Annotated in this window: 24 protein-coding genes; 20 read left to right on the top strand and 4 right to left on the bottom strand. The window is 63.7% G+C overall.

Annotated elements, in window-relative coordinates; translation table 11 throughout:
- Positions 1–289 precede the first annotated feature (289 nt).
- The gene (locus tag QMG25_RS10640; RefSeq protein WP_283460017.1) at positions 290–2,527 is read left to right on the top strand and encodes a polyribonucleotide nucleotidyltransferase; all 2,238 of its coding nucleotides are present in this window, start codon (positions 290–292) and stop codon (positions 2,525–2,527) included.
- A 3-nt stretch (positions 2,528–2,530) separates the two neighbouring features.
- A complete protein-coding gene (locus QMG25_RS10645) occupies positions 2,531–3,889 on the top strand; it encodes a M16 family metallopeptidase (protein WP_283460018.1) in 1,359 nt (452 codons plus the stop codon).
- Between the two features lie 296 nt (positions 3,890–4,185).
- Here QMG25_RS10645 and QMG25_RS10650 read toward each other — a convergent pair whose 3' ends face one another.
- From QMG25_RS10650 to QMG25_RS10660, 3 genes are all read right to left on the bottom strand, one after another.
- Entirely contained in the window at positions 4,186–4,473 is a 288-nt protein-coding gene (locus QMG25_RS10650; protein WP_349307126.1) for a MoaD/ThiS family protein, read from the bottom strand.
- Complete coding sequence (gene moaA / locus QMG25_RS10655; RefSeq protein WP_502866386.1) at positions 4,470–5,573, bottom strand: GTP 3',8-cyclase MoaA; 1,104 nt, start codon at positions 5,571–5,573, stop codon at positions 4,470–4,472. Before moaA ends, QMG25_RS10650 begins: the two co-directional genes overlap by 4 nt.
- Positions 5,574–5,739: 166 nt before the next feature.
- On the bottom strand, positions 5,740–6,261 hold the full coding sequence (locus QMG25_RS10660; RefSeq protein WP_283460022.1) for a hypothetical protein: 522 nt from the start codon (positions 6,259–6,261) through the stop codon (positions 5,740–5,742).
- A gap of 123 nt (positions 6,262–6,384) precedes the next feature.
- Between QMG25_RS10660 and QMG25_RS10665 the strand changes: the two genes are divergently transcribed.
- From QMG25_RS10665 to QMG25_RS10730, 14 genes are all read left to right on the top strand, one after another.
- Entirely contained in the window at positions 6,385–7,701 is a 1,317-nt protein-coding gene (locus QMG25_RS10665) for a molybdopterin molybdotransferase MoeA (RefSeq protein WP_283460024.1), read from the top strand.
- The gene (moaC, locus tag QMG25_RS10670) at positions 7,689–8,258 is read left to right on the top strand and encodes a cyclic pyranopterin monophosphate synthase MoaC (protein ID WP_283460026.1); all 570 of its coding nucleotides are present in this window, start codon (positions 7,689–7,691) and stop codon (positions 8,256–8,258) included. The genes QMG25_RS10665 and moaC overlap by 13 nt, the downstream gene beginning before the upstream one ends.
- Positions 8,255–8,755, top strand: a complete 501-nt coding sequence (locus QMG25_RS10675; protein WP_283460028.1) for a MogA/MoaB family molybdenum cofactor biosynthesis protein — start codon at positions 8,255–8,257, stop codon at positions 8,753–8,755. Before moaC ends, QMG25_RS10675 begins: the two co-directional genes overlap by 4 nt.
- A complete protein-coding gene (locus QMG25_RS10680) occupies positions 8,745–9,224 on the top strand; it encodes a molybdenum cofactor biosynthesis protein MoaE (protein WP_283460030.1) in 480 nt (159 codons plus the stop codon). Before QMG25_RS10675 ends, QMG25_RS10680 begins: the two co-directional genes overlap by 11 nt.
- A 10-nt stretch (positions 9,225–9,234) precedes the next feature.
- On the top strand, positions 9,235–9,993 hold the full coding sequence (dapB, locus tag QMG25_RS10685) for a 4-hydroxy-tetrahydrodipicolinate reductase (RefSeq protein WP_283460033.1): 759 nt from the start codon (positions 9,235–9,237) through the stop codon (positions 9,991–9,993).
- A gap of 82 nt (positions 9,994–10,075) precedes the next feature.
- The gene (locus QMG25_RS10690) at positions 10,076–10,456 is read left to right on the top strand and encodes a hypothetical protein (RefSeq protein ID WP_283460168.1); all 381 of its coding nucleotides are present in this window, start codon (positions 10,076–10,078) and stop codon (positions 10,454–10,456) included.
- Between the two features lie 2 nt (positions 10,457–10,458).
- Positions 10,459–11,247, top strand: a complete 789-nt coding sequence (locus QMG25_RS10695; RefSeq protein WP_283460035.1) for an alpha/beta fold hydrolase — start codon at positions 10,459–10,461, stop codon at positions 11,245–11,247.
- A gap of 114 nt (positions 11,248–11,361) precedes the next feature.
- Positions 11,362–12,267 (top strand): 4-hydroxy-tetrahydrodipicolinate synthase, encoded by a 906-nt coding sequence (gene dapA / locus QMG25_RS10700; protein WP_283460037.1) that lies wholly within the window; start codon positions 11,362–11,364, stop codon positions 12,265–12,267.
- A 2-nt stretch (positions 12,268–12,269) separates the two neighbouring features.
- On the top strand, positions 12,270–13,961 hold the full coding sequence (locus tag QMG25_RS10705; RefSeq protein WP_283460040.1) for a ribonuclease J: 1,692 nt from the start codon (positions 12,270–12,272) through the stop codon (positions 13,959–13,961).
- Positions 13,962–14,087: 126 nt separating this feature from the next.
- Entirely contained in the window at positions 14,088–15,494 is a 1,407-nt protein-coding gene (locus QMG25_RS10710; RefSeq protein WP_283460043.1) for a sugar porter family MFS transporter, read from the top strand.
- 122 nt (positions 15,495–15,616) lie between these two features.
- Positions 15,617–18,508, top strand: coding sequence for an FtsK/SpoIIIE family DNA translocase (locus QMG25_RS10715; protein WP_283460045.1), 2,892 nt, complete (start codon positions 15,617–15,619; stop codon positions 18,506–18,508).
- Between the two features lie 58 nt (positions 18,509–18,566).
- Positions 18,567–19,178 (top strand): CDP-diacylglycerol--glycerol-3-phosphate 3-phosphatidyltransferase, encoded by a 612-nt coding sequence (pgsA, locus tag QMG25_RS10720; RefSeq protein ID WP_283460047.1) that lies wholly within the window; start codon positions 18,567–18,569, stop codon positions 19,176–19,178.
- A gap of 6 nt (positions 19,179–19,184) precedes the next feature.
- A complete protein-coding gene (locus tag QMG25_RS10725; RefSeq protein WP_283460049.1) occupies positions 19,185–19,676 on the top strand; it encodes a CinA family protein in 492 nt (163 codons plus the stop codon).
- A gap of 143 nt (positions 19,677–19,819) precedes the next feature.
- Complete coding sequence (locus QMG25_RS10730) at positions 19,820–20,260, top strand: helix-turn-helix domain-containing protein (protein WP_283460051.1); 441 nt, start codon at positions 19,820–19,822, stop codon at positions 20,258–20,260.
- 80 nt (positions 20,261–20,340) lie between these two features.
- Here QMG25_RS10730 and QMG25_RS10735 read toward each other — a convergent pair whose 3' ends face one another.
- Positions 20,341–20,850 carry a MarR family winged helix-turn-helix transcriptional regulator gene (locus QMG25_RS10735; protein ID WP_283460053.1) on the bottom strand — a complete coding sequence of 170 codons (510 nt, stop codon included), beginning with the start codon at positions 20,848–20,850 and terminating at the stop codon, positions 20,341–20,343.
- A gap of 71 nt (positions 20,851–20,921) precedes the next feature.
- Between QMG25_RS10735 and QMG25_RS10740 the strand changes: the two genes are divergently transcribed.
- The 4 genes from QMG25_RS10740 to QMG25_RS10755 all read left to right on the top strand — a co-directional run bounded on the left by QMG25_RS10740 (position 20,922) and on the right by QMG25_RS10755 (position 24,563).
- Positions 20,922–21,143 carry a DUF3046 domain-containing protein gene (locus QMG25_RS10740; RefSeq protein WP_283460056.1) on the top strand — a complete coding sequence of 74 codons (222 nt, stop codon included), beginning with the start codon at positions 20,922–20,924 and terminating at the stop codon, positions 21,141–21,143.
- A 391-nt stretch (positions 21,144–21,534) separates the two neighbouring features.
- Positions 21,535–22,587 carry a recombinase RecA gene (gene recA / locus QMG25_RS10745; protein WP_283460057.1) on the top strand — a complete coding sequence of 351 codons (1,053 nt, stop codon included), beginning with the start codon at positions 21,535–21,537 and terminating at the stop codon, positions 22,585–22,587.
- Between the two features lie 9 nt (positions 22,588–22,596).
- Positions 22,597–23,124: a regulatory protein RecX gene (locus QMG25_RS10750; protein WP_283460059.1), complete on the top strand. Its 528-nt coding sequence runs from the start codon at positions 22,597–22,599 to the stop codon at positions 23,122–23,124.
- An 83-nt stretch (positions 23,125–23,207) separates the two neighbouring features.
- Positions 23,208–24,563, top strand: coding sequence for an aggregation-promoting factor C-terminal-like domain-containing protein (locus QMG25_RS10755; protein ID WP_283460061.1), 1,356 nt, complete (start codon positions 23,208–23,210; stop codon positions 24,561–24,563).
- The last annotated feature ends 117 nt before the right edge of the window (positions 24,564–24,680 follow it).

Below are 24,680 nucleotides of genomic sequence, written 5' to 3' on the forward strand. Positions count from 1 at the left end.
CAGGAATCCTGCGCCGTGAAAACATGTGCCGGGCGCCAAGGCTCGCGGCACGCACCTCTGCAGTACCAAGGGCAAAAACGCAAGCATTCACGCATTCGCGGTCCTCGGTAGTGGCTTCCGGGAGCAGACACTAAGAAGTGTTGTGCGCCCGTGGGCCTCGATCGAAGACCGGGTGTTGTACAGGGAGCCACAGCATTATCCGGTGGTGACTCTGGGAAGAATAAGCGCCGGGCTCTTGGGCAGGGGCTCAAAAGAAGCACATCTACCAAGAAATGGAGGTGACTCTCATATGGAGGGTCCCGAGATTCAGTATTCAGAAGCCGTCATTGACAACGGCCGCTACGGCAAGCGCGTGGTCCGCTTTGAGACCGGCCGCCTTGCCCAGCAGGCAGCCGGCGCAGCAACGGTGTACATCGACGAAGACACCGTTTTGCTCTCCGCCACCACGGCCGGCAAGCACCCGCGTGAAGGTTTTGACTTCTTCCCGCTGACAGTTGATGTGGAAGAGCGCATGTATGCCGCCGGCCGCATCCCGGGCAGCTTCTTCCGCCGCGAAGGCCGCCCCTCGACCGAAGCCATCCTGGCCTGCCGCCTGATGGACCGTCCGTTGCGCCCAGCCTTTGTCAAGGGTTTGCGCAACGAAGTGCAAATTGTTGTCACGGTTCTGGCGATCAACCCGGACGTGCTGTACGACGTGGTGGCCATCAACGCCTCCTCGATGTCCACCCAGCTTTCCGGCTTGCCCTTCAACGGTCCCATCGGTGGCGTTCGCGTCGCCTTGATCGATGATGGACAGGGCCCCCAGTGGGTGGCTTTCCCGAAGCACTCCGAGCTGGAAAACGCCGTGTTCAACATGGTGGTGGCCGGCAAGGTGACTGGCGACGACGTCGCCATCATGATGGTGGAAGCCGAAGCAACGGACAACTCCTGGAAGCTCATCAAGGAACAGGGCCACGCGGCCCCCACCGAAGAAGTCGTTTCAGAGGGCCTCGAAGCTGCCAAGCCGTTCATCAAGGCCCTGTGCGATGCACAGGCGGACCTGGCTGCCCGCGCTGCCAAGCCCACCGCTGACTTCCCCGTCTTCCTGGACTTCGAAGATGACACCTACGCCGCTGTCGAGAAGGCGGCCGCCACCAAGCTGGCCGCCGTATTCGCCATCGCCGACAAGCAGGAGCGCGAGAACGCCTCCGACGCTTTGAAGGATGAGACTGTCAAGGCCTTGGCCGGCAGCTTCGAAGGTCGCGAGAAGGAACTCTCCGCAGCCTTCCGCGCCGTAACCAAGCACGTCATCCGCCAGCGCATCCTCACCGAGCAGGTCCGCATCGACGGCCGTGGACTGACGGACATCCGCCAGCTCACCGCCGAAGTTGAAGTTCTGCCTCGCGTGCACGGCTCGGCAATCTTCGAGCGCGGCGAGACCCAGATCATGGGTGTCACCACGCTGAACATGCTCAAGATGGAACAGCAGATCGACTCGTTGAGCCCGGTAACGCGCAAGCGTTACATGCACAACTACAACTTCCCGCCGTACTCCACCGGTGAAACCGGCCGCGTGGGCTCGCCCAAGCGCCGCGAAATCGGCCATGGTGCCTTGGCGGAACGGGCCATCATGCCCGTGCTGCCCAGCCGTGAAGAGTTCCCTTACGCCATCCGCCAGGTGTCCGAGGCGCTGAGCTCCAACGGCTCAACGTCCATGGGCTCGGTATGCGCATCGACCCTGTCGCTGCTCAACGCCGGTGTCCCGTTGAAGGCTCCCGTTGCAGGCATCGCCATGGGCTTGGTCTCCGACCAGGTTGACGGTCAGACCCGCTACGCTGCCCTGACGGACATCCTCGGCGCCGAAGATGCTTTCGGCGACATGGACTTCAAGGTTGCCGGCACTGCAGAGTTCGTCACGGCCATCCAGCTGGACACCAAGCTTGATGGCATCCCGGCGTCGGTTCTGGCCGCTGCCCTGAAGCAGGCTCGTGAAGCCCGCTTGCACATCCTCAGCGTCCTGACCAGCGCCATCGACGTACCGGACGAGCTCTCCGAGTTCGCGCCCCGCGTCATCGCGGTCAAGATCCCCGTTGACAAGATCGGCGAGGTCATTGGGCCGAAGGGCAAGATGATCAACCAGATCCAGGAAGACACCGGCGCGGACATCTCCATTGAAGATGACGGCACGGTCTACATCGGTGCAACGAACGGTCCCTCAGCGGATGCCGCACGTTCAGCGATCAACGCCATCGCGAACCCACAGGTTCCCGAAATTGGCGAGCGCTACCTGGGTACCGTCGTGAAGACGACCACCTTCGGCGCCTTCATCTCGCTCACACCGGGCAAGGATGGCCTGCTGCATATCTCAGAGCTGCGCAAGCTCTCCGGTGGCAAGCGCGTGGACAACGTTGATGACGTGGTCGCCGTCGGCCAGAAGATCCAGGTGGAAATCACCAAGATCGACGACCGCGGCAAGCTCTCCCTCTCCCCGGTGGTTGCCGAGGACCAGGAAGCTGCCGAGGCTGTTTCCGAAGGCGCTGCTGAATAACTCATGGCGATAACCCTTTTGCCGCTGCTCAGCACTGCCGACGGCCTGGCTTCCGAAGCATCCTCACTCGTCTCCGGCACGGCGGGCGGCGCCGTGGTGCGCCGCTCGATCCTCCCTGGAGGCGTGCGGGTCCTGACCGAGGCCATGCCCGGGCAGCGCAGCGCGACAATAGGGTTTTGGGTTGGTGTTGGCTCTCGGGATGAATCCGAGGGCCAACACGGCTCGACCCATTTCCTTGAACACTTGTTGTTCAAGGGCACCAAACGCCGCACGGCGCTGGAAATCGCGTCCGCCTTTGACGAGGTGGGCGGGGAGTCCAACGCCGCAACGGCCAAGGAAAGCACGTGCTATTACGCACGGGTTCTTGACACCGACCTGCCCATGGCCATCGACGTCATCGCCGACATGGTCACCTCCGCCGTGATTGATCCGGCCGAGCTGGAGCAGGAACGCGACGTCATCCTGGAGGAAATCGCCATGGACGGCGACGACCCCACTGATGTTGCGCACGAATATTTTGTGGCTGCCGTGCTCGGCCGGCACGCCTTGGGCCGCCCCATCGGCGGCACACCCGACGCCATCAATGCGGTGGACCGCGAGTCGGTGTGGGAGCACTACCAAAAGCACTACCGCCCCGAAACGCTTGTGATCACCGCAGCTGGAGGCTTGGACCACGACGCTGTCTGCGCCCACGTCTTCGAAGCGCTGGGCACTGCGGGTTGGTCTCTTGACGAAGGGGTCGCACCTGTACAGCGACGCTCCAGCGACTTTGCTGCCGTGGCTGGGACCGCCGGCTTGCAGGTCATCAACAGGCAGGTGGAGCAGGCCAACATCATCCTGGGCTGCCCTTCGCTGCGTGCCACCGACACCCGCCGCTACGCCATGAGTGTGTTGAACTCCATTCTGGGCGGCGGCATGTCCTCGCGCCTGTTCCAGGAAATCCGGGAGAAGCGCGGCTTGGTGTATTCCACCTATTCCTTCGCTTCGGCCTATGCCGACACGGGCTATTTTGGCATGTATGCAGGATGTGCCCCTGCCAAGGTTGGCCAGGTTATCGGCTTGCTGAATGACGAGCTGGAGAAACTGGCTGAAACCGGCATCAGCGCCACTGAATTGACCAAGGCTGTCGGGCAACTTTCCGGTGGGATCGTGATGGGCCTTGAGGACAGCGGCTCGCGCATGTCCCGCTTGGGCCGCTCGGAGCTTGTCACGGGCGAGTTCCTGGACCTTGATGAATCCCTTGATCGGATCCGCAAGGTCACGGCTGCCGAAGTGCAGGAGCTGGCCCGGGAACTGGCGGCTTCCCCGCGCACCATCACCGTGGTGGGTCCCTTCGACGAAACCGAAACCTTCGGCCTGTAGCAATGCCGGGCGGGGCCGGTCCCCGCGGAGTTGGTGGTGCGAGGCCGGTGTGTAATTCTGCTCACGGTTGAAACCTAACGGTGCGCCACTGCTACGGTGGCGCACCGTTCGAGTCCCATGGTGCGCAGGTGTTGTGTTGAGCCCCGTTGGCCGAGTCTGCTGAGACTGAGTCTCGGGGTGGTGGTGCGAGGCCGGTGTGTACTTCTGCGCACGGTTGAAACCTAACCGTGCGCCACTGCTACGGTGGCGCACCGTTCGAGTCCCATGGTGCGCAGGTGTTGTGCGGAGGCTTCCCTTTAACCGCCGGCGAACGGCGGCAGCACGTCCACGACGTCGCCCGGACTGAGCTGATGGGTCAGGTTCCGCGTAGAGACCTCGTTGACGAGGAAGCTGCATCGCGGGAGAATTTCCGCCAGCGGGGGAGTATGCCCGGATGCCGAGACGGGGAAGGACTCCACGAGCAGCTCCGACAGCCCCGCAAGGGTGAACGGTTCCGCTTCGGCCAAGGCGCCCACGTCAACACGTTGCTCTTCAACACCTGTGGCCGCTGCGGCTGCGGCAAAGAAACGTACGTTCATGCTCATCCTCCGATGGCACTCATGCTGCGGTCCGGCTGGACAAAGTCTGCGTCACCCAGTCCGGGGTGGCCCATGCCATGGGCGCGGGGCTTGGCCCACATGGCGTCCTGCCATCGATCGATGACGGCATCGTCGTCGCTCGGAGCATCACCGGCACGGAGCAGCGCCAGCAAGTCGACCTCCGTGCGGGAAAACAAGCAGCTCATCACCTTGCCTTCGGCCGTGATCCGGGTGCGGCGGCAGTCGGCGCAAAACGGCTCCGTGACGGAGGCGATGATGCCCACCGTGCCCAACAGCTTGGCGTTCCCGTGCAGCCTGACCTCGAAGCGTTCGGCCGGGGCGCCGTCGCGGGCACGGGGATCGTCGGACAGGTCAAAGCTGCCGGCGAGCAAATCGCGGATTTCAGCGGCGGTGATCATGCCTTCACGCGTCCAACCGTGGTCGGCGTCCAGCGGCATTTGCTCGATGAAACGCAGTTCATATCCGCGGTCAAGCGACCATTGCAGCAGCTCGGCCGCATGGTGGTCGTTGACGCCGCGCAGCAGCACGGCATTGATCTTGATGGGCGCCAAGCCTGCGGCGGCGGCAGCCTCAATCCCGGCCAGCACCTGGTCAAGGAAAGGCCGGCGTGTCAGCTGTAGGAACGCGTCGTGGTGGAGGGTGTCCATGGACACGTTCAGCCGCGTCAGTCCGGCGTCGGCCAGTGCCTGCGCCTTCTTGGCCAACCCCACACCGTTGGTGGTCAAAGAAATGGGTAGCTCGGGGTGGTTCGTGCGCAGCCCGGCGATGATGTCCACGAGGTCGGCCCGCACCAGGGGCTCGCCGCCGGTCAATCGCAGTTCGCGTACGCCCAACCGCTTAACTCCGAGGCCCACGAGCCGGACAATTTCGGCAGCGGTGAGCACCTTGTCCTTCTTCAGCCATTCCAGCCCGGCTTCGGGCATGCAATATGTGCAGCGTAGATTGCACTTGTCGGTCAGTGAGAGCCGCATGTCGGTTGCGACCCGGCCGAACTGGTCCAGCAGCCCCGTCTCCGCACCTCCGGTGCGAGGCGCTCCGGAGACCGAGAGGTCGGGGGCGGACAAGTCGGGGCGCACCTCTGGCATGCCCAGCGAAACAGATTCAGTGTCCATACTTCAACGCTACGCCATATCTGCGTTCGTGGGGCGCCGCGAGGCAAACTCGACGGCGTGGCCAGCCCCATGCATTCATCCCGCATCGGAGTGGAAAGAGGCAGACTGATCGACGCGGCTGCCACGAAGGACCGCAAACCTATCCCAAGGCGTGCTGGACGAAAGCCTTTGAAGCTTCGATGTTGCGCAGGATTCGTGCTTTGCGCCGACTCTCCGGGAGGGCCGCCGCGGCTGCGATCTCGGCGGCGGTCCATGGCAGGACGTCACGGGTGCCGCCCGCTGCCCGCCACCGGCGGTACCACGGCGGGCCAAGGAACGGCGGCCACCACACGATCGAGAGCATCAGCAGCGCCATGGGGATCCAAAACGGCACAGCCCAGACGAACGTTCGAGCGCTCTCCCAGTGCAACGCCTCAAACACGAGTGAAGGCATTGCGGTGAGGACCGCCAGCCCCGCGAACAACAGCGAAAATGGAAAATAGGTGGTTGGCCTGCGCCACTGCAGGTTGTTGGTGGGAGGTGCCACCGTCCAGGACCGCCAGTCGCCTCGCAGCGCCAAATAGGCGGGATAGAGGAGCGCGGCAACCACCATCGTCATCAGCGGGATGCCCACAAGGATTGCTTCATCCAGAAGCCAACTCATGCTCGAGGGGATTTTCATGGTGCCTTTCGCTCGTCCAGAAATTTTCATGGTAGCAAATAATCCGCCCGTTCCGCCCGCCATGGCGCCCTCGCCTAGGATGGGGGAAAAGGGTCGCCGCCCGGCCCCCTACGGAAGGAATCCATGCGGAGAACCGTTGCCGATCACCAAAAGGCCGTCGCGGACTTGTTGGGCGGTGCCTGGAAAGTCCTGCCTGGGAACGGCGGAAGAGACGTTGGCTCGCCGGTCCCGCTCTTGGAAGCCCGGGGACGGGTGTTGGCCACCGACCTGGTGGCTCCCATCGACCTGCCGCCCTTTGCCAATTCGCAAATGGATGGTTATGCCATCCACATGGACGCGCTGCAACCTAAAAGTGTTGATTCGAATCAATCAACCAGTTATGCGGTGGTGGAGACCATCGCTGCCGGATCCGTTCCTGAACGGCTGGCCGAGGGGTCGGCGGCGCCCATCATGACGGGTGCCATGCTGCCGCGCGGAGCCAACACAGTGGTCCCCATCGAAAAGGCCTTGCCGGACACCTTTGCAGCCGCGGGCGAGACAGTTGAACTGCCGGCCACCCTGGCGGGCACCTTTGTCAGGGAGCAGGGAAGCGACGTGCAGCTGGGTGAGACGGTCATTGCCGCCGGAACCCTGCTCAACGCGGCGCATTTGGGACTTGCAGCAGCTCTTGGTTGCACGCAGCTGACGGTCGCGCGCAAGGTGCGTGTGCTGCTGTTGACAACCGGAGACGAGGTGCTGGCCCCCGGCGATCCGCTGGCCGCCAACGGCTTGCCGCCGGGCATGATCTTTGATGCCAATGCGGCATTGCTGCGCGCGGCCTTGGCCGAGTCGGGCCTGGAGGTGATTCAGGCCGATGTTGTCAACGACGATCCCGCCGCACTGCTGCGCCTCTTGGAGGAAAACGTGGGCGGTGTTGGTGGGGGCCCGGACGACGCGGCGCAGCCCGGTTGCCAGTTGATCATCTCAGTGGGTGGCATCAGCGCCGGGGCCTTTGAAGTGGTGAAACTGGCGCTTGCCAACGCTGGGCCCCAATCCGACATGGCATTTTGCTCCGTGGCACTGCAACCGGGCGGTCCGCAGGGCTTGGGAACCTTTCGCGGGGTGCCGTTCCTGGCCTTCCCGGGAAATCCCGTCAGCGCTTTTGTCTCGCTTGAAATGTTCCTGCGCCCGGCCCTTTCCACGCTGTTGGGCACCCCGGCACCGCGTCAGCGGGTGGTCGCCGTGCTGGAGCACCCCATGACTTCCCCGGCAGGCAAGCACCAGGTCCGGCGTGGCATCTACTCAGGACCCGCCTTTGAATCGGCGCCCTCCGTGCGGGAGGTCGGTGGGCAGTCCTCGCATTTGCTCGGCGCCCTGGCCAAGGCCAATGCCCTCATCAACGTCCCGGCAGGTGTTACTGAATTGCAGGCCGGAGCAAAGGTGGAAGTATGGCTGTTGTGACTAGCGAACAAACACCTTCCCTGACCCATGTGCGGCAAGACGGAACCGCCGCCATGGTTGACGTCTCGGCCAAGCCGGAAACCAGCCGCGAAGCCACCGCCACTGGCACCGTGGGCACCACCGCAGCAGTGATGAAGCTGCTCGGCGCCGGCGGACTGCCCAAAGGCGACGCCCTGGCCGTGGCACGCATTGCCGGCATCATGGGAGCCAAGAAGACCCCTGACCTCATCCCGCTGTGCCATCCCTTGCCCATCTCCAAGGCGACGGTTGACTTTGAACTGGGCGAAACCACCGTCAGGGTGTTTGCCACCGTGAAAACCCGCGGCCCGACGGGTGTGGAAATGGAAGCCCTGACAGCTGTTTCAGTGGCAGCCCTCAACGTGTACGACATGATCAAGGCCGTGGACAAACACGCCGTGATCTCCGACATCCACGTGCTGGCCAAGAGCGGCGGCAAAAGCGGCGACTGGAGACTTGCCCCAGAGACCCTTGCCCCAGAGGCGGAACAGGACCCGACGCACGGCCGGGAAGCACCCACCGAAGGGCCCCTGGCATGAGCGCCTGCGAACCCGGAGCAGCCTTGGGCACGGCCGCCGTCGTCATCGCCTCGACTCGCGCAGCCCTGGGCGTCTATGAAGACAAAACGGGACCGGTCATCGTCGATTGGCTGAAGGAGCACGGCTTCGAGACCATGGCACCGGTGGTGGTCCCCGACGGCGCCCCGGTCGGTGCGGCGCTGCGGGCAGTGCTCACCCAACACCCCGCCGTCGTCATTACCAGCGGCGGCACGGGCCTGAGCCCCACGGACCAAACCCCGGAAATGACCCTGCCGCTGCTTGAACGCCAGATCCCCGGCATCATGGAAGCCGTCCGGGCCGCCGGTCTGGCCAAAACGCCGATGGCCGCACTGAGCCGGGGACATGCGGGCCTGGTCGGGAGCACGTTCGTCATCAACCTGCCCGGCTCGCCGTCGGGCGTCATGGACGGGCTGGCCGTGCTGGACCCCATCATCAAGCATCTTTGCGATCAGGTAGGCGGACACCATGGGCATTAATGTTGACGTGGTTTACGCCGCCTTGAGTACCGAGGCCATCTCCGTCGACGCGGCCATCGCCGCCGTGGAATCGGACGCCGCCGGCGCCGTGGTCAGCTTCAGCGGCGTGGTCCGCAACCACGACGGCGGCAAGGACGTCACGCGGTTGAGCTACAGTGCGCATCCACTCGCCACCGGCGTGCTCAACGACATTGTGTCCTCCCTCGCCGGCGGCACCGCTGACCCCGACGGCCACCCCGTGCGTGTTTGGGTGGCACACCGGGTGGGGCCGCTGGAAATTGGTGAACCGGCGCTGGTCTGTGCTGTCGCGTCCTCGCACAGGGCCGAAGCCTTTGAGCTGTGCTCGAACCTCGTGGAACGGATCAAGGCCGAGGTGCCGATTTGGAAGGAACAGTTCTTCAGCGACGGCAGCGTCGAATGGGTGGGTGCCGGAACCATCCCGAACGAAGGCGCCGGGGAAACCCAGTAGGCTTAAACGCATGACTGAAATGCTGAAGGTCGCCGTGCTCGGCGCCAAGGGACGAATGGGAACGGCTGCCGTGGCGGCCATTGATGCGGCACCGGATCTGGAATTGGTGGCAGCCCTGGGCCGCAGGGACCCCTTGGAGACGCTGCGTGACTGCGGCACCCAGGTCATTGTTGACCTGACAGTGCCGGACTCCACCGAAGCCAACGTCCGTTTTGCCGTCACCCACGGCATTCATGCAGTGGTGGGCACCACGGGCTGGGACGCCGCACGCTTGGCCGCACTCGAGGAACTATTGGCGCAACACCCCGAAACCGGCGTCCTCATCGCGCCCAACTTTGCCTTGGGATCGGTGCTTGCCACCCGCTTCGCCACCCAGGCCGCCAGGTATTTCGACTCGGTGGAAATCATTGAATTGCACCACCCGCGCAAGGTCGACGCCCCCTCCGGTACGGCACTGCGCACAGCCCAGCTCGTGGCGTCGGCCCGCCTGGCTGCCGGTGTGCCAGCGGCCCCGGATGCCACCACCACCGAGCTCGACGGCGCCCGCGGCGCTTCGGTGGACGGCATCCCGGTCCACAGCGTGCGGCTGGCCGGGCTCACGGCCCACCAAGAAGTGCTCTTCGGCAGCCACGGGGAGGCGCTGACCATCCGCCACGACTCCTTCAACCACGAGTCCTTCATGCCCGGGGTTCTCCTCGGGGTGCGCACCGCCGGCACTCGCCCCGGTCTGACCGTGGGCCTGGACGGCTACCTGGACTTGGAAGGCTAGGGCCGTGGCCAAAGTGACGCTGTCCAAAACGAAGATCTGGGTGGCGCTGATCGCCCTCCTGCTCGTGTTTTATCTGGTCATCATGATGCAGCGGGCCGTGCTGCTGCTGGCCGCCCCGGAGTGGATCGCCAAGCTGATTGGCTTAGCCTTCCTGGTCATCCCGTTCGTGGCGGCGTGGGCGCTCATCAGCGAAGTCCGCTTTGGCGCCACCACTGAACGCATGGCCAAGCTGCTGGAAACCGAAGGCGGGCTGCCCGAAGACAATCTGCCGCGCACCCCCGGCGGCCGGATTGTCCGCGAAGCCGCCGACGCGGAATTTGAAAAGTACAAGGTCGAGGCCGAAACGGCGCCCAAGGACTGGCGCTCCTGGTTCAGGCTGTCGTGTGCCTACGACGCCGCCGGCGACCGCAAGCGCGCCCGCCAGTCCATGCGGGACGCCATCGCCCTGTTTCGCGAAGCCTGAGCGTGGCTCTCGCACACAACCCGGCCGACGGCGCCGAGCTTTCCTATGACGCGGTGGGGGAGGGGCCGCCCATTCTGCTGGTGCACGGCAGTGCCCTGAGCAAGGCGATTTGGCGCGGATTTGGCTACACCAAGGCGTTGCGGGAGGATTACCGGGTCATCGCCATGGACCTGCGCGGGCACGGTCGCAGCTCCAAGCCGCACACCGCCGGGGCCTACGCCATGGACACACTGGTGGCCGACGCCCTGGCCGTGCTGGATGACGCCGGCGCCGCGCAGGCCCACTTTGGCGGCTACTCCGTGGGCGGGCGGCTGGGCTTTTCGTTGGCCGCGGCCGCCCCCGAGCGGTTGCTGTCCCTGGCCACTTTTGGCGGGACGTACAGGATTCAGCCCGGCAGCGTGGGCGAGCTCTTCTTCCCCGAGTACGACGCCGCTCTCGGCTCCGGAGGCATGGCCGCCTTTGTCGCGGGCTGGGAGGCGCACATGGGCACCAGCCTCGACGGTCAGACACGGGCAGCCTTTTTGGCCAACGACGGCCAGGCGCTGCGGGCCTATTTTGCCCACACCGAGGCCGAACCGGCCATCCCCGAGGACGTGCTGGCCGCCATCGAGGTGCCCGCGCTGCTCATGGCCGGCACGGCGGACACCGCCCGGTTGGAGGATTCCCGCCGCGCCGCCGCCCTCATGCCCCGAGCCCGCGTGGCGGCACTGCCCGGCCGCACCCACGGTTCCAGCCTTGTCCCGGCCCAACCCGTGCTGGATGAATGGCTGCCCTTCCTGCGCGGTCTCTAGCCCCAAGTGCGGCACCAGTCATGGCGGAAGAGTCGGCATGCCCACGCAAAGCCTGGACTGCGACTCGTGGACTGCTTTGAACAAAATCAGCATCCAGCAGGTAACGTTTTACCCATGTCTGTCTCTAAAACCGCCCTGCGTCCCTTTGGAACTTTGGTGCCCGCCATGGCCACCCCCTTCACCGTCGACGGGGAAGTGGATTACAAGGCTGCCGGCGAGCTTGCCAACAAACTTGTCGACGACGGTTGCGACGGCATTCTTGTCACAGGCACCACCGGGGAAACATCCACCCTGACGGATGAAGAAAACCTTGGCATGTTTCAAGCCGTGATCGACGCCGTGGGCCACCGCGCCCGGGTCATTGCCGGCACCGGAACCAATGACACCCGCCACTCCATCAACCTGTCCCAGCGCGCAGCCAAGCTTGACATCGACGGGCTGCTGCTGGTCGCCCCGTACTACAACAAGCCCAGCCAAGCCGGCATCCAGGCCCACTTCGAGGCGATTGCCAACTCCACCGAACTGCCCGTGATGATTTATGACATCCCCGGGCGCAGCGGCATTGCCATCAGCACCGAAACCATCATTCGCCTGGCCGACCACCGTCGCATTATTGCCTTGAAGGACGCCAAGGCCGACTTCACCGAAACCAGCCGTGTGCTGGCCAACACCGATCTCGATGTTTACTCGGGCGACGACGGACTGACGCTGCCGCTGATGGCTGCCGGCGCCGTCGGACTTGTCAGTGTCAGTGCACACATTGCTGCACCCGCTTTCCGTGCCCTCATTGACGCCGCGGCAGCCGGGGACTTCGTCACGGCCCGCCGGATCCACTTTGCACTGGACCCCGTCATCCGGGCCGTGATGGGCCATGTGCAGGGCGCCGTGGGTGTCAAGCAAATTCTCAAGTGGCAGGGATTCCTGCCCAACTCGGTGGTCCGGCTTCCCTTGGTGGAACCGGGCGAGGCCGAGATCGCCTTGATCAAAGCTGACCTTGCAGAAGCCGGAATGGAAGTTTAGGCATGACCCAAATGACTGAGCCGGGGCTGCGAATTCCGCCCAGCCTGGCCAAGGGCACGCTGCGGATTGTCCCGCTGGGCGGCATTGGCGAGATTGGCCGCAACATGACCGTCTTTGAAATGGACGGCAAGCTGCTCATTGTCGACTGCGGGGTGCTGTTCCCGGAAGAGGACCAGCCGGGCGTTGACGTGATTCTGCCCGACTTCTCCTACATCAAGGACCGGCTCGAGGACGTGGTGGGCGTGGTGCTCACGCACGGGCACGAGGACCATATTGGCGCGGTCCCGTACCTGCTGCGCCTGCGCAACGACATTCCGCTGATCGGCTCGCAACTGACGCTGGCGTTCATTGAAGCGAAGCTCATGGAGCACCGCATCAAGCCCTGGACGCTGACCGTCAAGGAGGGCCAGGTTGAACAGCTGGGCCCGTTCCAGTGCGAATTTATTGCCGTCAACCATTCCATTCCGGACGCCATGGCCGTGTTCCTGCGCACCGAGGGCGGCTCCGTGCTGCACACGGGCGACTTCAAAATGGACCAGCTGCCGCTGGATGGCCGGATCACCGACCTGCGCCACTTTGCCCGTCTCGGGGAGGAAGGCGTGGACTTGTTCCTGGTTGACTCCACCAATGCCGACGTGCCCGGCTTCACCACCAGCGAAGCTGAAATTGGACCCACTCTGGAAGCGTTGTTTGGCAAGGCTGACAAACGCATCATCGTGGCCAGCTTCTCCTCCCACGTGCACCGCGTCCAACAGGTGCTCAACGCCGCGGTGCTGCACCGCCGCAAGGTCGCCTTCGTGGGCCGTTCCATGGTCCGCAACATGGGCATCGCGGAAAAGCTGGGCTACCTGCACGTCCCGGCCGAGGTGCTCGTGGACATGAAGAACGTGGGCAACCTGCCGGACAACCAGGTGGTGCTGATGTCCACCGGTTCACAGGGCGAGCCCATGGCGGCACTGTCCCGCATGGCCAACGGCGACCACAAGATCACAGTGGGCAAGGGAGACACCGTCATCCTGGCGTCCTCGCTCATCCCGGGCAATGAGAACGCCGTGTTCCGCATCATCAACGGCCTGCTGAAGCTCGGTGCCGACGTCATCCACAAGGGCACTGCCAAAGTGCACGTTTCCGGCCACGCCGCGGCCGGCGAGCTGTTGTACTGCTACAATATCCTGACGCCCAAAAACGTCATGCCCGTCCACGGGGAAACCCGCCACCTCATCGCCAACGCCAACATTGCCATCTCCTCCGGCGTGCCAGCCGAGAACGTGCTGTTGACCGACGACGGTTCCGTCATCGATTTGAAAGACGGCGTGGCGAAGATTGTGGGCCAGGTTGAGTGCGGCTTCGTCTACGTCGACGGGCAAAGCGTGGGCGAGATCACCGACGCCGACCTGAAGGACCGCCGCACGCTTGGCGACGAGGGGTTCATCTCCATCATCACCGTCGTGAACCGTGCCACCGGGAAGATCGTTTCCGGCCCGGACATCCACGCACGCGGTGTTGCCGAGGACGATTCGGTCTTCGATGACATCAAGCCCAAGATCGCCGCGGCCCTTGAAGAGGCAGTCATGGCGAGCACCGAGCACACCACCCACCAGCTGCAACAGGTGGTGCGTCGCGTCATTGGCACATGGGTCAACCGCAAGCTGCGTCGCCGCCCGATGATCATTCCGGTGGTCCTGGAGGCCTAGCCGCGGGGGAGGCAACCGCACCATGACGGTCGTTATGGTTCACGGGGTGTTCGGGCGTAAAGTAGTCACGCAAAACGGTTCATTTGGGGGTGGACCGGGAAATTATCAGCGTGAGCGGAGCCCTCAGTGAACCAAGCAAAACCTTCAAAAACGCCACCCGGCAAGGAAGGCTCCCGCAGGCTGGTGTACACGATCGCCATCGTCACGGCGATCGGCGGCTTGCTGTTCGGCTACGACACCGGGGTCATTTCCGGAGCGCTGCTGTTCATCGGAGACGAGTTCGAACTTGATGCCCTGTCCGAGGGTATTGTCGTCAGTTCGCTGCTGATCGGTGCCATGGTTGGAGCGATGGGCTGCGGCCCGCTGGCAGACCGGTTCGGCCGCCGGTACTCCATCACCGGGGCGGCCGCGGTTTTCGCCATTGGTGCCCTTGTGGCCACCGTCGCTCCGAATGTCGAGACGCTGATCCTTGCCCGGGTCGTCCTCGGCGTTGCCGTAGGCGCTGCCTCGGTGCTGGTCCCTTTGTTTATAGCCGAGGCGGCGCCGCCGGAAATCCGCGGCAAGCTAGTCTCCTTCAACCAGCTCATGATCACCATCGGCATCTTGGTGGCCTATCTGACCAACGCCGCGTTCGCCTATGAAGGTGGCTGGCGCTGGATGTTCGGACTGGCGTTGATCCCCTCGGCTGCGCTGGGCATCGGGATGCTGTTCCTGCCCGAAACACCGCGTTGGCTGGTGGAAAAGGGCAGGTTCGAGGAGGCTGCGGCGGTGTTGCGCCGGCTCCGCGGAGATCGGGCGGGCAGTATTGAACTGGCCGAAATCCGGAAGACGAAAGAGAACGAACCACGCAAGTCCACGCTGCGCGACCTGGCCAAGCCTTGGGTCCGTCCGGCGCTGATCGCAGGCATCGGCGTCTCCGTCATCGGCCAGGCCAGCGGCGTCAACACGGTCATCTATTATGCGCCGTCCATTTTCAACGCCACCGGCCTGGGGCCGTCGGCGGCCATCCTCGCAACTGCCGGTGTTGGTGCCGTGAACGTGGTGATGACCCTGGTCGGCATGTCCCTGGTGGATCGGGTGGGGCGCCGGAAGCTGCTCATGGTCGGCTTTGCCGTGATGGCAGTGAGCTTGGTCATACTGGGCCTTGTTCTGATGCCCGATCCGCTGCCGGCCTTTGCCGGTTGGGTTGCGATCGCCTGTGTTGCGATCTACATTGCCGCGTTCGCCACCAGTGTCGGTGTGGTGGTGTTCGTGCTGCCCTCCGAGCTCTACCCGCTGAGCATCCGTGGCTCCGCCATGAGCACCACGTTGCTGTGCAACTGGGGGATGAACTTCATCGTGTCGCTGACGTTCCTGTCCCTGTTTCAGAGTCTTGGCCGGTCCCCGGTGTTCTGGCTCTACGCCGTCGTCTGTGCCCTGGGCTGGCTGTTTGCGGTCAAGCTGGTGCCGGAGACCAAGGGCAGGAGTTTGGAAGAGATCGAGGAATGGTTGCGGAACAAGGGCAAGGTGACCGGTTCGGTACAGCAGCCCTGACGAATTGGGGATGGACCGGGCCGTCGCATCGGCGGGGGTGTGGCGTGCCGGGCGGTGCGCCACCACCCCTTCGTGGGTGTAAATCCGCGGGGAATCGCACCAAGGCGGGTAATGTGGCGGGTATGGCGACTCGTTCTTCCCCCGCCCGTACATCCGCCGGTCAGAAGGGTGGCGCCTCGTCGCGCGCGCCCAAGACCACCAAGATGCCGCGTGGCAAGGCGCCGGAGCCGGAGGTCTCGTTGGTGTGGCCCGTGCGCATGGTTGTTGGCTTCTGGCAGGGACTGGGCCACTTGATTGGCGGCGCCATCCGGCGCATGGGCACCGACAAGTCGGGCATGCCAACGAATGAGCGCCGCGACGGCTCGGGCCTGCTTTTCATTGTGCTGGCCATCGTCATCGCCACCTTTGAATGGTGGGGACTGCAAGGTGCTGTTGCCAACGCCGTGCAAGGGGTCGTTGAAGGCACGTTCGGCTGGTTCGCCGTGCTGCTGCCGCCCATGTTCTTGATTTTCTCAGTGTTGGTTTTCCGCCAACCCAGCAATATGTCCAGCAACAACCGCACGGCGCTGGGCTTCGCCATCATGACGCTCGCCGGCTGCGCCATTGCGCACGTGGTGGGCGGCAGCCCCAGCATGGCCGAAGGTTTTGACGGTGTCAGGGCAGCCGGTGGCATGGTGGGTCTGTTGGCCGGCGCCCCGATCGCGAACCTGAGCCCGGTGGCGGCCCTGATCGTGTACTCCCTCGTGGCGTTTGCCAGTGTACTTGTTCTCAGCAACACCCCGGTGCGCCACATTCCAGGACGCCTGCACTGGGTCTACGAAAAGCTGATGGGCGCCCCGGAAACCGCGCCAAGCGCCGACGGCCACGACCAAAGTTACCTCTACGACCGCGATAAAAAGCCAAAGAAGACGCGCGGGGCACGCGGACGCCAAAAAACGGCCCAAGAGGAATCGGACGACGACGACGGTACGGCCGGTGCCTTCGCGACGGCACTCATTGGGGGCGACGAGGACGGCGCCCAGGAGCAAGACTCAAGTACGCCGTCGCTACGCCCCGGTGTGCGGCGACCCACCCGGGACGAGCTGGCCGCCGACAAGATCAAGGCCCGCCAAGGGCTGCCGACCACCTCTGAGGTCTTTGACGTCCAGCAGGGCCAGGACGACGACGAGGCCGTCACCGAGGCCATTGGAATTGTGTCCGCCGGTGCGTTGGGCATGGCAGGCCCCGGCACCGCGACCATGGATGCAGCCGTGGCCCGCAAGGTCCCGGCCCCGCCCATGTCTCCGCCGGCACCCATCCCGGCCCGTTCGGAGCAGCTGCAACTCTCCGGCGATGTCACCTACACGCTGCCGGAGTCGGAGTACCTCCCGGCCGGGCCGCCCGGCAGGGATGCCACGGCGGCCAATGACACCGTGGTGGCCGCACTGACGGACACCCTGCAGCAGTTCAACGTCGATGCCGCAGTCACCGGCTTCAGCCGCGGACCAACAGTGACACGCTATGAGATTGAGCTGGCATCGGGCACCAAGGTGGAGCGGGTGACGGCGCTGAGCAAGAACATTTCCTACGCCGTGGCCTCCTCGGATGTGCGCATTCTGAGCCCCATCCCCGGCAAGAGCGCCATCGGCATTGAGATTCCCAACGCCGACAAGGAGATCGTTGTCCTCGGTGACGTGCTGCGTTCTGCCAACGCCCGGCGCACCGAACACCCCATGGTCATGGGGGTGGGCAAGGACGTCGAAGGCGGCTTCGTGGTGGCCAACCTGGCCAAGATGCCGCACCTGCTGGTGGCCGGTGCCACCGGTGCGGGCAAGTCCTCCTTTGTGAACTCCATGATCGTCTCGATCCTGATGCGGGCCACCCCCGATGAAGTCCGCATGGTGATGGTTGATCCCAAGCGCGTGGAGCTCACCGCCTATGAGGGGGTCCCGCACCTGATCACCCCCATCATCACCAACCCCAAGAAGGCCGCCGAAGCGCTGCAGTGGGTGGTGCGTGAAATGGACACCCGCTACGACGACCTGGCCAACTTTGGCTTCAAGCACATCGACGAGTTCAACAAGGCCGTCAAAGCCGGGACTGTGCATCCTCCCGTCGATTCCAAGCGCGTGATCAAGCCCTATCCCTACCTTTTGGTGATTGTGGACGAGCTCGCCGACCTGATGATGGTGGCCCCGCGCGACGTGGAGGACTCCATTGTCCGCATCACCCAGCTGGCCCGTGCCGCCGGCATCCACCTGGTGCTGGCCACCCAGCGACCCTCCGTGGACGTGGTGACCGGCCTGATCAAGGCCAATGTGCCCTCCCGCATGGCCTTCGCCACCTCCTCGGTCACCGACTCGCGCGTGGTCCTTGACCAGCCCGGTGCCGAGAAACTGCTGGGCCAAGGCGACGCCTTGTTCCTGCCCATGGGCCAATCCAAACCGATTCGTGTACAGGGCGCTTGGGTGACGGAAGCTGAAATCAAGTCCGTCGTGGATCACGTCAAGGGCCAGCTGGCGGCCAGCTACCGCACCGATGTTGCCGTCGAAGCGCCCAAGAAGGTCATTGAAGACGACATTGGCGACGATCTTGAGGTGTTGCTGCAGGCCACCGAACTGGTGGTGACAACACAGTTTGGCTCCACTTCCATGCTGCAGCGCAAGCTGCGCGTGGGCTTCGCCAAGGCCGGCCGGCTCATGGACCTGCTCGAATCACGCGGCGTGGTGGGACCCTCGGAAGGCTCCAAGGCACGCGACGTGCTGGTCAAGCCGGACGACCTCGCCGAAACCCTTGCCGCCATCCGCGGCGACGGCCCGGCGGCAGGGGGCTCCGGCGTCGAACCTTCCGAAGAAGGCAGTGCGCCTGCTGCCGATCCAATGACCGCGGCCCTGGCCGAGAACGCCAACGCCAACCACGGTTGGGGCGAGGATCTGGTGGGCCAGGATCTGGAGAACCGGGCCCAGGCGGTCGAATATCACGACGGCGACGACGAAGAGGGCGGCGACGACGCATGGTCGCTGACTGGACGGTGACGGGCCGGGCAACTGCCGAAAATGCGGTTGCCGCAGCTATTGACGATAGCCTTGTGTTGTGAATGACAAGGTGGCGCCGCGCCCATCCAACTGGAACCTGCCCAATGCCCTGACACTTTTGCGCATTGTGATGGTGCCGTTCTTCATCTGGGCCTTCCTGGCCGACGACGGGGCGTACGGGCCGCTGCGCTGGGTGGCGGTGGTGCTGTTTGTGCTCGCCATCTACACGGACAAGCTTGACGGCGACATCGCCCGGGCGCGCGGGCTCGTCACCAGCTTCGGCAAGATCGCGGACCCCATAGCCGACAAATTGCTGATTGGCTCGGCCCTGATCATGCTTTCCGCAGTGGGCGAGCTGTGGTGGTGGGTCACGATCGTGATGCTGGTGCGCGAGGTAGGCATCACGGTGCTCCGATTTGTGGTGATCCGCTACGGAGTCATGGCAGCCTCCAAGGGTGGAAAGCTGAAGACCGTCATGCAAACCGTGGCGATTTTCGTGTTCCTGCTCCCCGTCACCCCGGCGATTCCCTGGCTGTCGGTGGTGGCGTATGTCATCATGCTTGCAGCTCTGGCCGTGACGGTTGTGACGGGCGTGGACTACCTCGTCAAGGCTTGGCAGCTGGTCCGTTCGGGGCGGGGCCGGGCCGGAACCGCCCCGGTCAAGGAGTAGCCGGTGTTGACTGAAACGAGACTGGCCGAGCTGATCGCCTCTGCCGTGTCGGCGGGGCTCACCGTGGCAACGGCGGAGTCGCTGACCGGCGGCATGGTGGCGGCAACCCTTGTCCAGGTGCCCGGCGCATCGGGAATGTTGCAGGGCGGGGTGGTGGCGTACCAGAACGAGGTCAAGGAGCGCTTGCTGGGCGTGTCCGCGGCACTGTTGGAGAGCAACGGCGCCGTCGACCCCCAGGTCGCCTGTGCCATGGCGCTGGGTGCGTGTGCCGCGACCGGGGCTCGGGTGGGGATCTCCACCACGGGAGTCGCCGGTCCCGAACCGCACCAGGGCAAGAATGTGGGCACCGTGTACATTGCCGTGGCACTCGACGGGGAAGCGCAGTCCTATGAATACCACTTCGGCGGAGACAGGGAAATGATCCGGGTGCAGGCCGTGCAGGAAGCCATTTCACTGCTCGAACAGGTCATTAGATGTGCCGGGGAACAAAAGTTGTGACTAGATAGTTAGTCATAGTGAACGCGAAGTGTGCCAATCCACTCTAGGATAAGAACACCAAGCGGTCATGGCGTCCACCGGAATCAGCCGGAACGCACAACCAATTGAATTGTTGTGAACAAACAAGGAGTAAGGCGATACCAATGGTGAAACAACCCGTATCCGTAAACGGCGTCGTGCGCTGGCGGGATGTGGGTTTGGCAGACGAAAAACCGCATCAGCGCAAGGAACGCAAAGTCGTGGTTTTGCGCCACGAAATTGGGGATGTCTTGCGCGATGTGCGTCAACGTCAGGGCCGCACATTGCGCGAAGTCTCACACAATGCACGAGTGTCACTGGGCTACCTCAGCGAGGTGGAGCGTGGTCAAAAGGAAGCATCCTCAGAGCTGTTGTCCTCCATTTGTTCCGCACTCGAGGTGCCGCTGTCTCTGATGCTGCGTGAAGTGAGCGACCGTCTGGCCATTGCTGAAGGCGTGGCTGTCCCGGACACTGTTCCCCAGGAATTCTCAGCCCGTTACGGCAGGGACCTGAATGAGGAACTCTCCGACGAACTGAGCAAGGGCCTGATGTCCAACGCTTTCTAAGCCTGGCTGTCCCGAACGCCGGGGTTGCCCCCTAAACCAAAACTGGATTCCGTCGTTGGACGGGATCCAGTTTTTTGGTCTTAAGCCCTGGTGTTCTTTGTGGCGGACGGTGATGGTTGCGGGGCGTAGCCGGCATTGAGCTTGGCGATGAGTGTTTCCAGGGCCGTCAGCTCAGTTTCGTCCCAGTCCAGCAGGAGATTGCGGAAGGCCAATTGCCGGCCGGCGAGGACGGCACCCATCCTGTCCCTTCCGGTGGATGTGAGCTCGATAATCTGAGCGCGGCCGTCCTTTGGGTCCGTCTCCCTGCCCACCAGGCCCACGGCCACCAGGAAGGTGATCTGCCTGCTGACCGAGGGCTTGCCCACGCCAACGCACCTCGCCAACTCCGTCAGGCGCATTCCGCCCTGGTTCAGCAGCACCGAGAGCAGACCGTAGGCGGCAGGCTCCAGATCGGGGTGGACGCTGCGGCTGAGCTCGTGATTCATCGCCCGGGCCCGGCGCCATAGCAAGCTCAGCTGGGCATCAAGACCTTCCAGCGCGGCGAGCTTCCCGGGGCTTGCTGCGGCTGGCAGGTCCTCGAAGGTTGTCATGGGCCAATTCTATCCATCAGACGGATAAAAGGGTCGTCCGCGCCAAGGCCTGCACATGCGAGAATGGGGGAGTGCGTACAAGTGAATTTTGGAGATTGATGGATGAGGAATTCAGCCAGGGCTATTCGCGGGTTTTGGCCAGGGATCTGGTCCTCAACGGCGTCGGTGGCAACACGGCAAGTGAAGCCCTGAGGGCTGGATACGACCCGAAAGAGATCTGGCGAGAGGTGTGCCGCGTCCAGGACGTCCCGCCCTCGCGCTGGCTGGGCCGGGACATTCCGCTGAAGGACTAGCCTGACACTGCTGGGGGGTCGGGCTGATGGGCCGGGCTCATGGGCCAGGGACGGTGGGCAGGGCCGGGCAGCGACACTCCCGTCCACAATCTTCGAATATCTATTCGATGAGCGCTATAATGGTTTCGAGGCCGCGCCGTGGTGGGCAGAGAAAGTTCTCCACAATTTGCGGGTTGGGGCGTGGAAGCCGCAGACAATGTCAGTGCCTTGAACTAGCGTTTTAGTTAACGAGACAAGCCTGCTCAGGCGTTTGCTGCAGCAGGAAGCCGGGAAACCGGTGAAGATCACAAAAATTGCACAAGCAATGCATAAGACCACAGACCATGAATTGCGCGTTCCGCGCAGCTGCATGGGGGCCGGCAACGGCACAAAGGAAAGACCGAGGTGAATCATGGCCGCTCCCGCAGACCGTGAAAAGGCGCTGGCAGCAGCATTGGCCCAAATCGACAAGCAGTATGGCAAAGGTTCAGTCATGCGCTTGGGTGATGACGTACGCGCACCCATTGAAGTGATCCCCACGGGGTCCATCGCCTTGGACGTGGCCCTGGGCATTGGCGGACTTCCGCGTGGGCGTGTCGTTGAAATTTACGGGCCGGAGTCTTCCGGCAAGACCACGCTGGCCCTGCACGCCGTAGCCAGTGCCCAGAAACTAGGTGGCATTGCTGCGTTTATTGACGCAGAGCACGCGCTGGACCCGGACTACGCGGGAAAGCTCGGAGTCGACGTCGACGCGTTGCTGGTTTCCCAGCCCGACACCGGTGAGCAGGCCCTGGAAATCATGGACATGCTGATTGGCTCCGGTTCCCTCGATGTGATCGTCATTGACTCCGTTGCCGCCTTGGTGCCGCGCGCAGAAATCGAAGGCGACATGGGCGACAGCCACGTCGGCCTCCAGGCCCGATTGATGAGCCAAGCGCTGCGAAAGATCACCGGCCGCCTGAGCCAGACCAAGACCACCGCAATCTTCATCAACCAGTTGCGCGAAAAGATCGGCGTGTTCTTCGGCAGCCCGGAAACCACCACCGGTGGCAAGGCACTGAAGTTCTATGCATCAATCCGCATTGATGTGCGGCGCATCCAGACTTTGAAGGAAGGCGCCGACGCGGTGGGCAACCGCACCAAGGCCAAGGTCGTCAAGAACAAGATGGCTCCGCCTTTCAAGATCGCCGAGTTCGACATTATTTATGGTGTGGGCATCTCGCGTGAAGGCGGCATCATTGACATGGGCGTTGAGCACGGCATCATTCGCAAGTCCGGCTCCTGGTACACCTACGACGGGGATCAGCTGGGCCAGGGCATGGAAAATTCCCGGCGTTTCCTGAAGGACAACCCCGAACTGACGGAAGAGCTTGAGCGTCTGATCAAGGCAAAGCTCGGAGTCGGCGCCATTGTTGAAACCGAGGAGGAGAGCGCTCCCAAGCTCAAGGCCGTCGACGGCTTCTAGGGAGCTTTTGTGAACACCAAGGGACCGGCGCCCGAACTGGATGCTGACGCCAATCCGGCGTCGGCGGCCAGGGCCATCGTACTGCGCCAGCTGACAAACTCTCCCAAGAGCCGGCTCCAGCTCAGCCAGAAGCTTGCCGAACGCAACATCCCCCAAGACGTTGCCGAGGCCGTGCTGGATCGTTTTGAAGAAGTGAAACTTATCGACGACGCTGAATTCGCCCAATTGTGGGTCCGCAGCAGGTCCATGAGCAAGTCACTCGCCAGGGGAGCCCTGCAACGTGAATTGGCGGAGAAGGGGATCGACCCGGAACTGGCCCAGGCAGCGTTGGAGCAAATTGACGACGACACCGAGCGCGGGCAAGCCAAGAGTCTTGTCCAACGCAAGATCCGGGTCTCCCTGGAGCTCAGCGACCGCACCGAACGAGACAAGTACACACGCCGGTGGGTGGCCATGCTGGCGCGCAAGGGATTCAACCCCTCCTTGGCCTACCAAGTTGTTGGCGAGGCCATCGACGAAAGCCTGGAAGAGCACTAGCGCAGCCCACGGATGAGGGCAGCAGCCTCCCGGAGGGTCGGCGTGGGCACACCGGGGGCACGAACCGGCTATGCTAGCGGCATATGAGTAAGCAGCTGCCAACACATAAACGTTTGCTGGCCGTCCCCGTGGCGGCCGGTTTTTTGCTCGTCTCCGGCCTCGTTGCCCTGCCCGCCCAAGCCCAGGAAGCCCCGCCGTCGGACTTTCCCAGCTGGTCCGAAGTGGAGACGGCGAAGGGCAACGCCGCAGCCGCGGCAGTCGAAGCGTCGAAGATCACCCAAGCACTGGATGCGCTTGCAAGCGACGCAGATGTCCTCGGCAGCGCTGCCGTGCAGGCAGGCGCGGACTATGCGCTGACGCAAAACAAGTTGAACGAGGCCACCGCTGAAGTCGGAGTCTTGAACGCACAAGCCGAGCGTGCGGCCGAGCAAGCCGGAAAATACAAGAAGGAGGCCGTGGCGGTGGCCGTGCAAAGCTACAAGCGCGGCGGGACCGGGCTGGGATTGTTTGCCACCATGACGGCACTCGAGTCGCCGGAAAGCCTCAATGGCGTGGCGATGATGCAACTGGTGGGTGAGCAGGCGGCCATGAAACACACACGGGCCAGTGAATCACAAGCCGCCGCAACTGCCTTGGAAGAGAATCGGCAAGCTGCACAAACAGCACAATCGGAGCTGACAGCAGCAGCTTTGCAAAGCAGGGATTCCGCCGTCGCCGCCCAGACCGCGGTGACAGAGCAGCTGCAGGCAAAGAAGACGCAAAGCGCAACGCTTGTGGCACAACTGGCAGCGCTGAACAACACCACTGTCGCCACCGAGCAGGCATACCGCAAGGGCAAGACTGAACTGGCTGCCTACGAGCAGGCCCAGGCTGCCAAACGAGATGCTGCCGCTGCAGCGGAAGCGCGCGGTGCAGCCAGGAGCCAACAACAACGGGCTGTTCCCAACCCGCTGCCAAACGCTGCTCTTCCCAACCCGGCCGTTCCCAACCCGGGGCTACAACCAGTCAAGCCGAACCCGGCCCCGAAGCCAGTCAGTCCAGTTGCACCTCCGGCTCCCGTGGTCCCAAGCCCCGGCGACGGGTACATCCCCGTTGAAGATTTGCTGCCCAACATTCCCGGTGGCGCTGTTAATGACCCCGCCGGAGCCAAAGCCTACGCGGCGTCGCGGCTGGCTGCCCGTGGCTGGGCGCAAGGACAGTTCCGGTGCCTGAACCAGCTGTGGGAACGCGAATCGAACTGGCGCACGAATGCCACCAATCCTTATAGCGGTGCGTACGGAATCGCCCAGGCGCTGCCCCCGGGCAAATATGGGGAGGCGGGGGCCGACTGGCTCACCAACTACCGGACGCAGATTATATGGGGCCTGGGCTACATCAAGAACCGCTACGGTTCGCCTTGTGGCGCCTGGGACCATTCCCAAAGCGTTGGTTGGTACTGACGCGGCGGTCCCGGGCCTCAACCCACAACCCTCCTGCCCCGTACTGGCTGTGCCCCGCTTTGTCTACCCAGCCCTGGCCCGCGTGCCCGTGCCTGGCCCGCGTGCCCGTGCCTGGCC

The organism is Arthrobacter sp. H35-D1 (genome assembly GCF_030063185.1).
Lineage (GTDB): Bacteria > Actinomycetota > Actinomycetes > Actinomycetales > Micrococcaceae > Specibacter.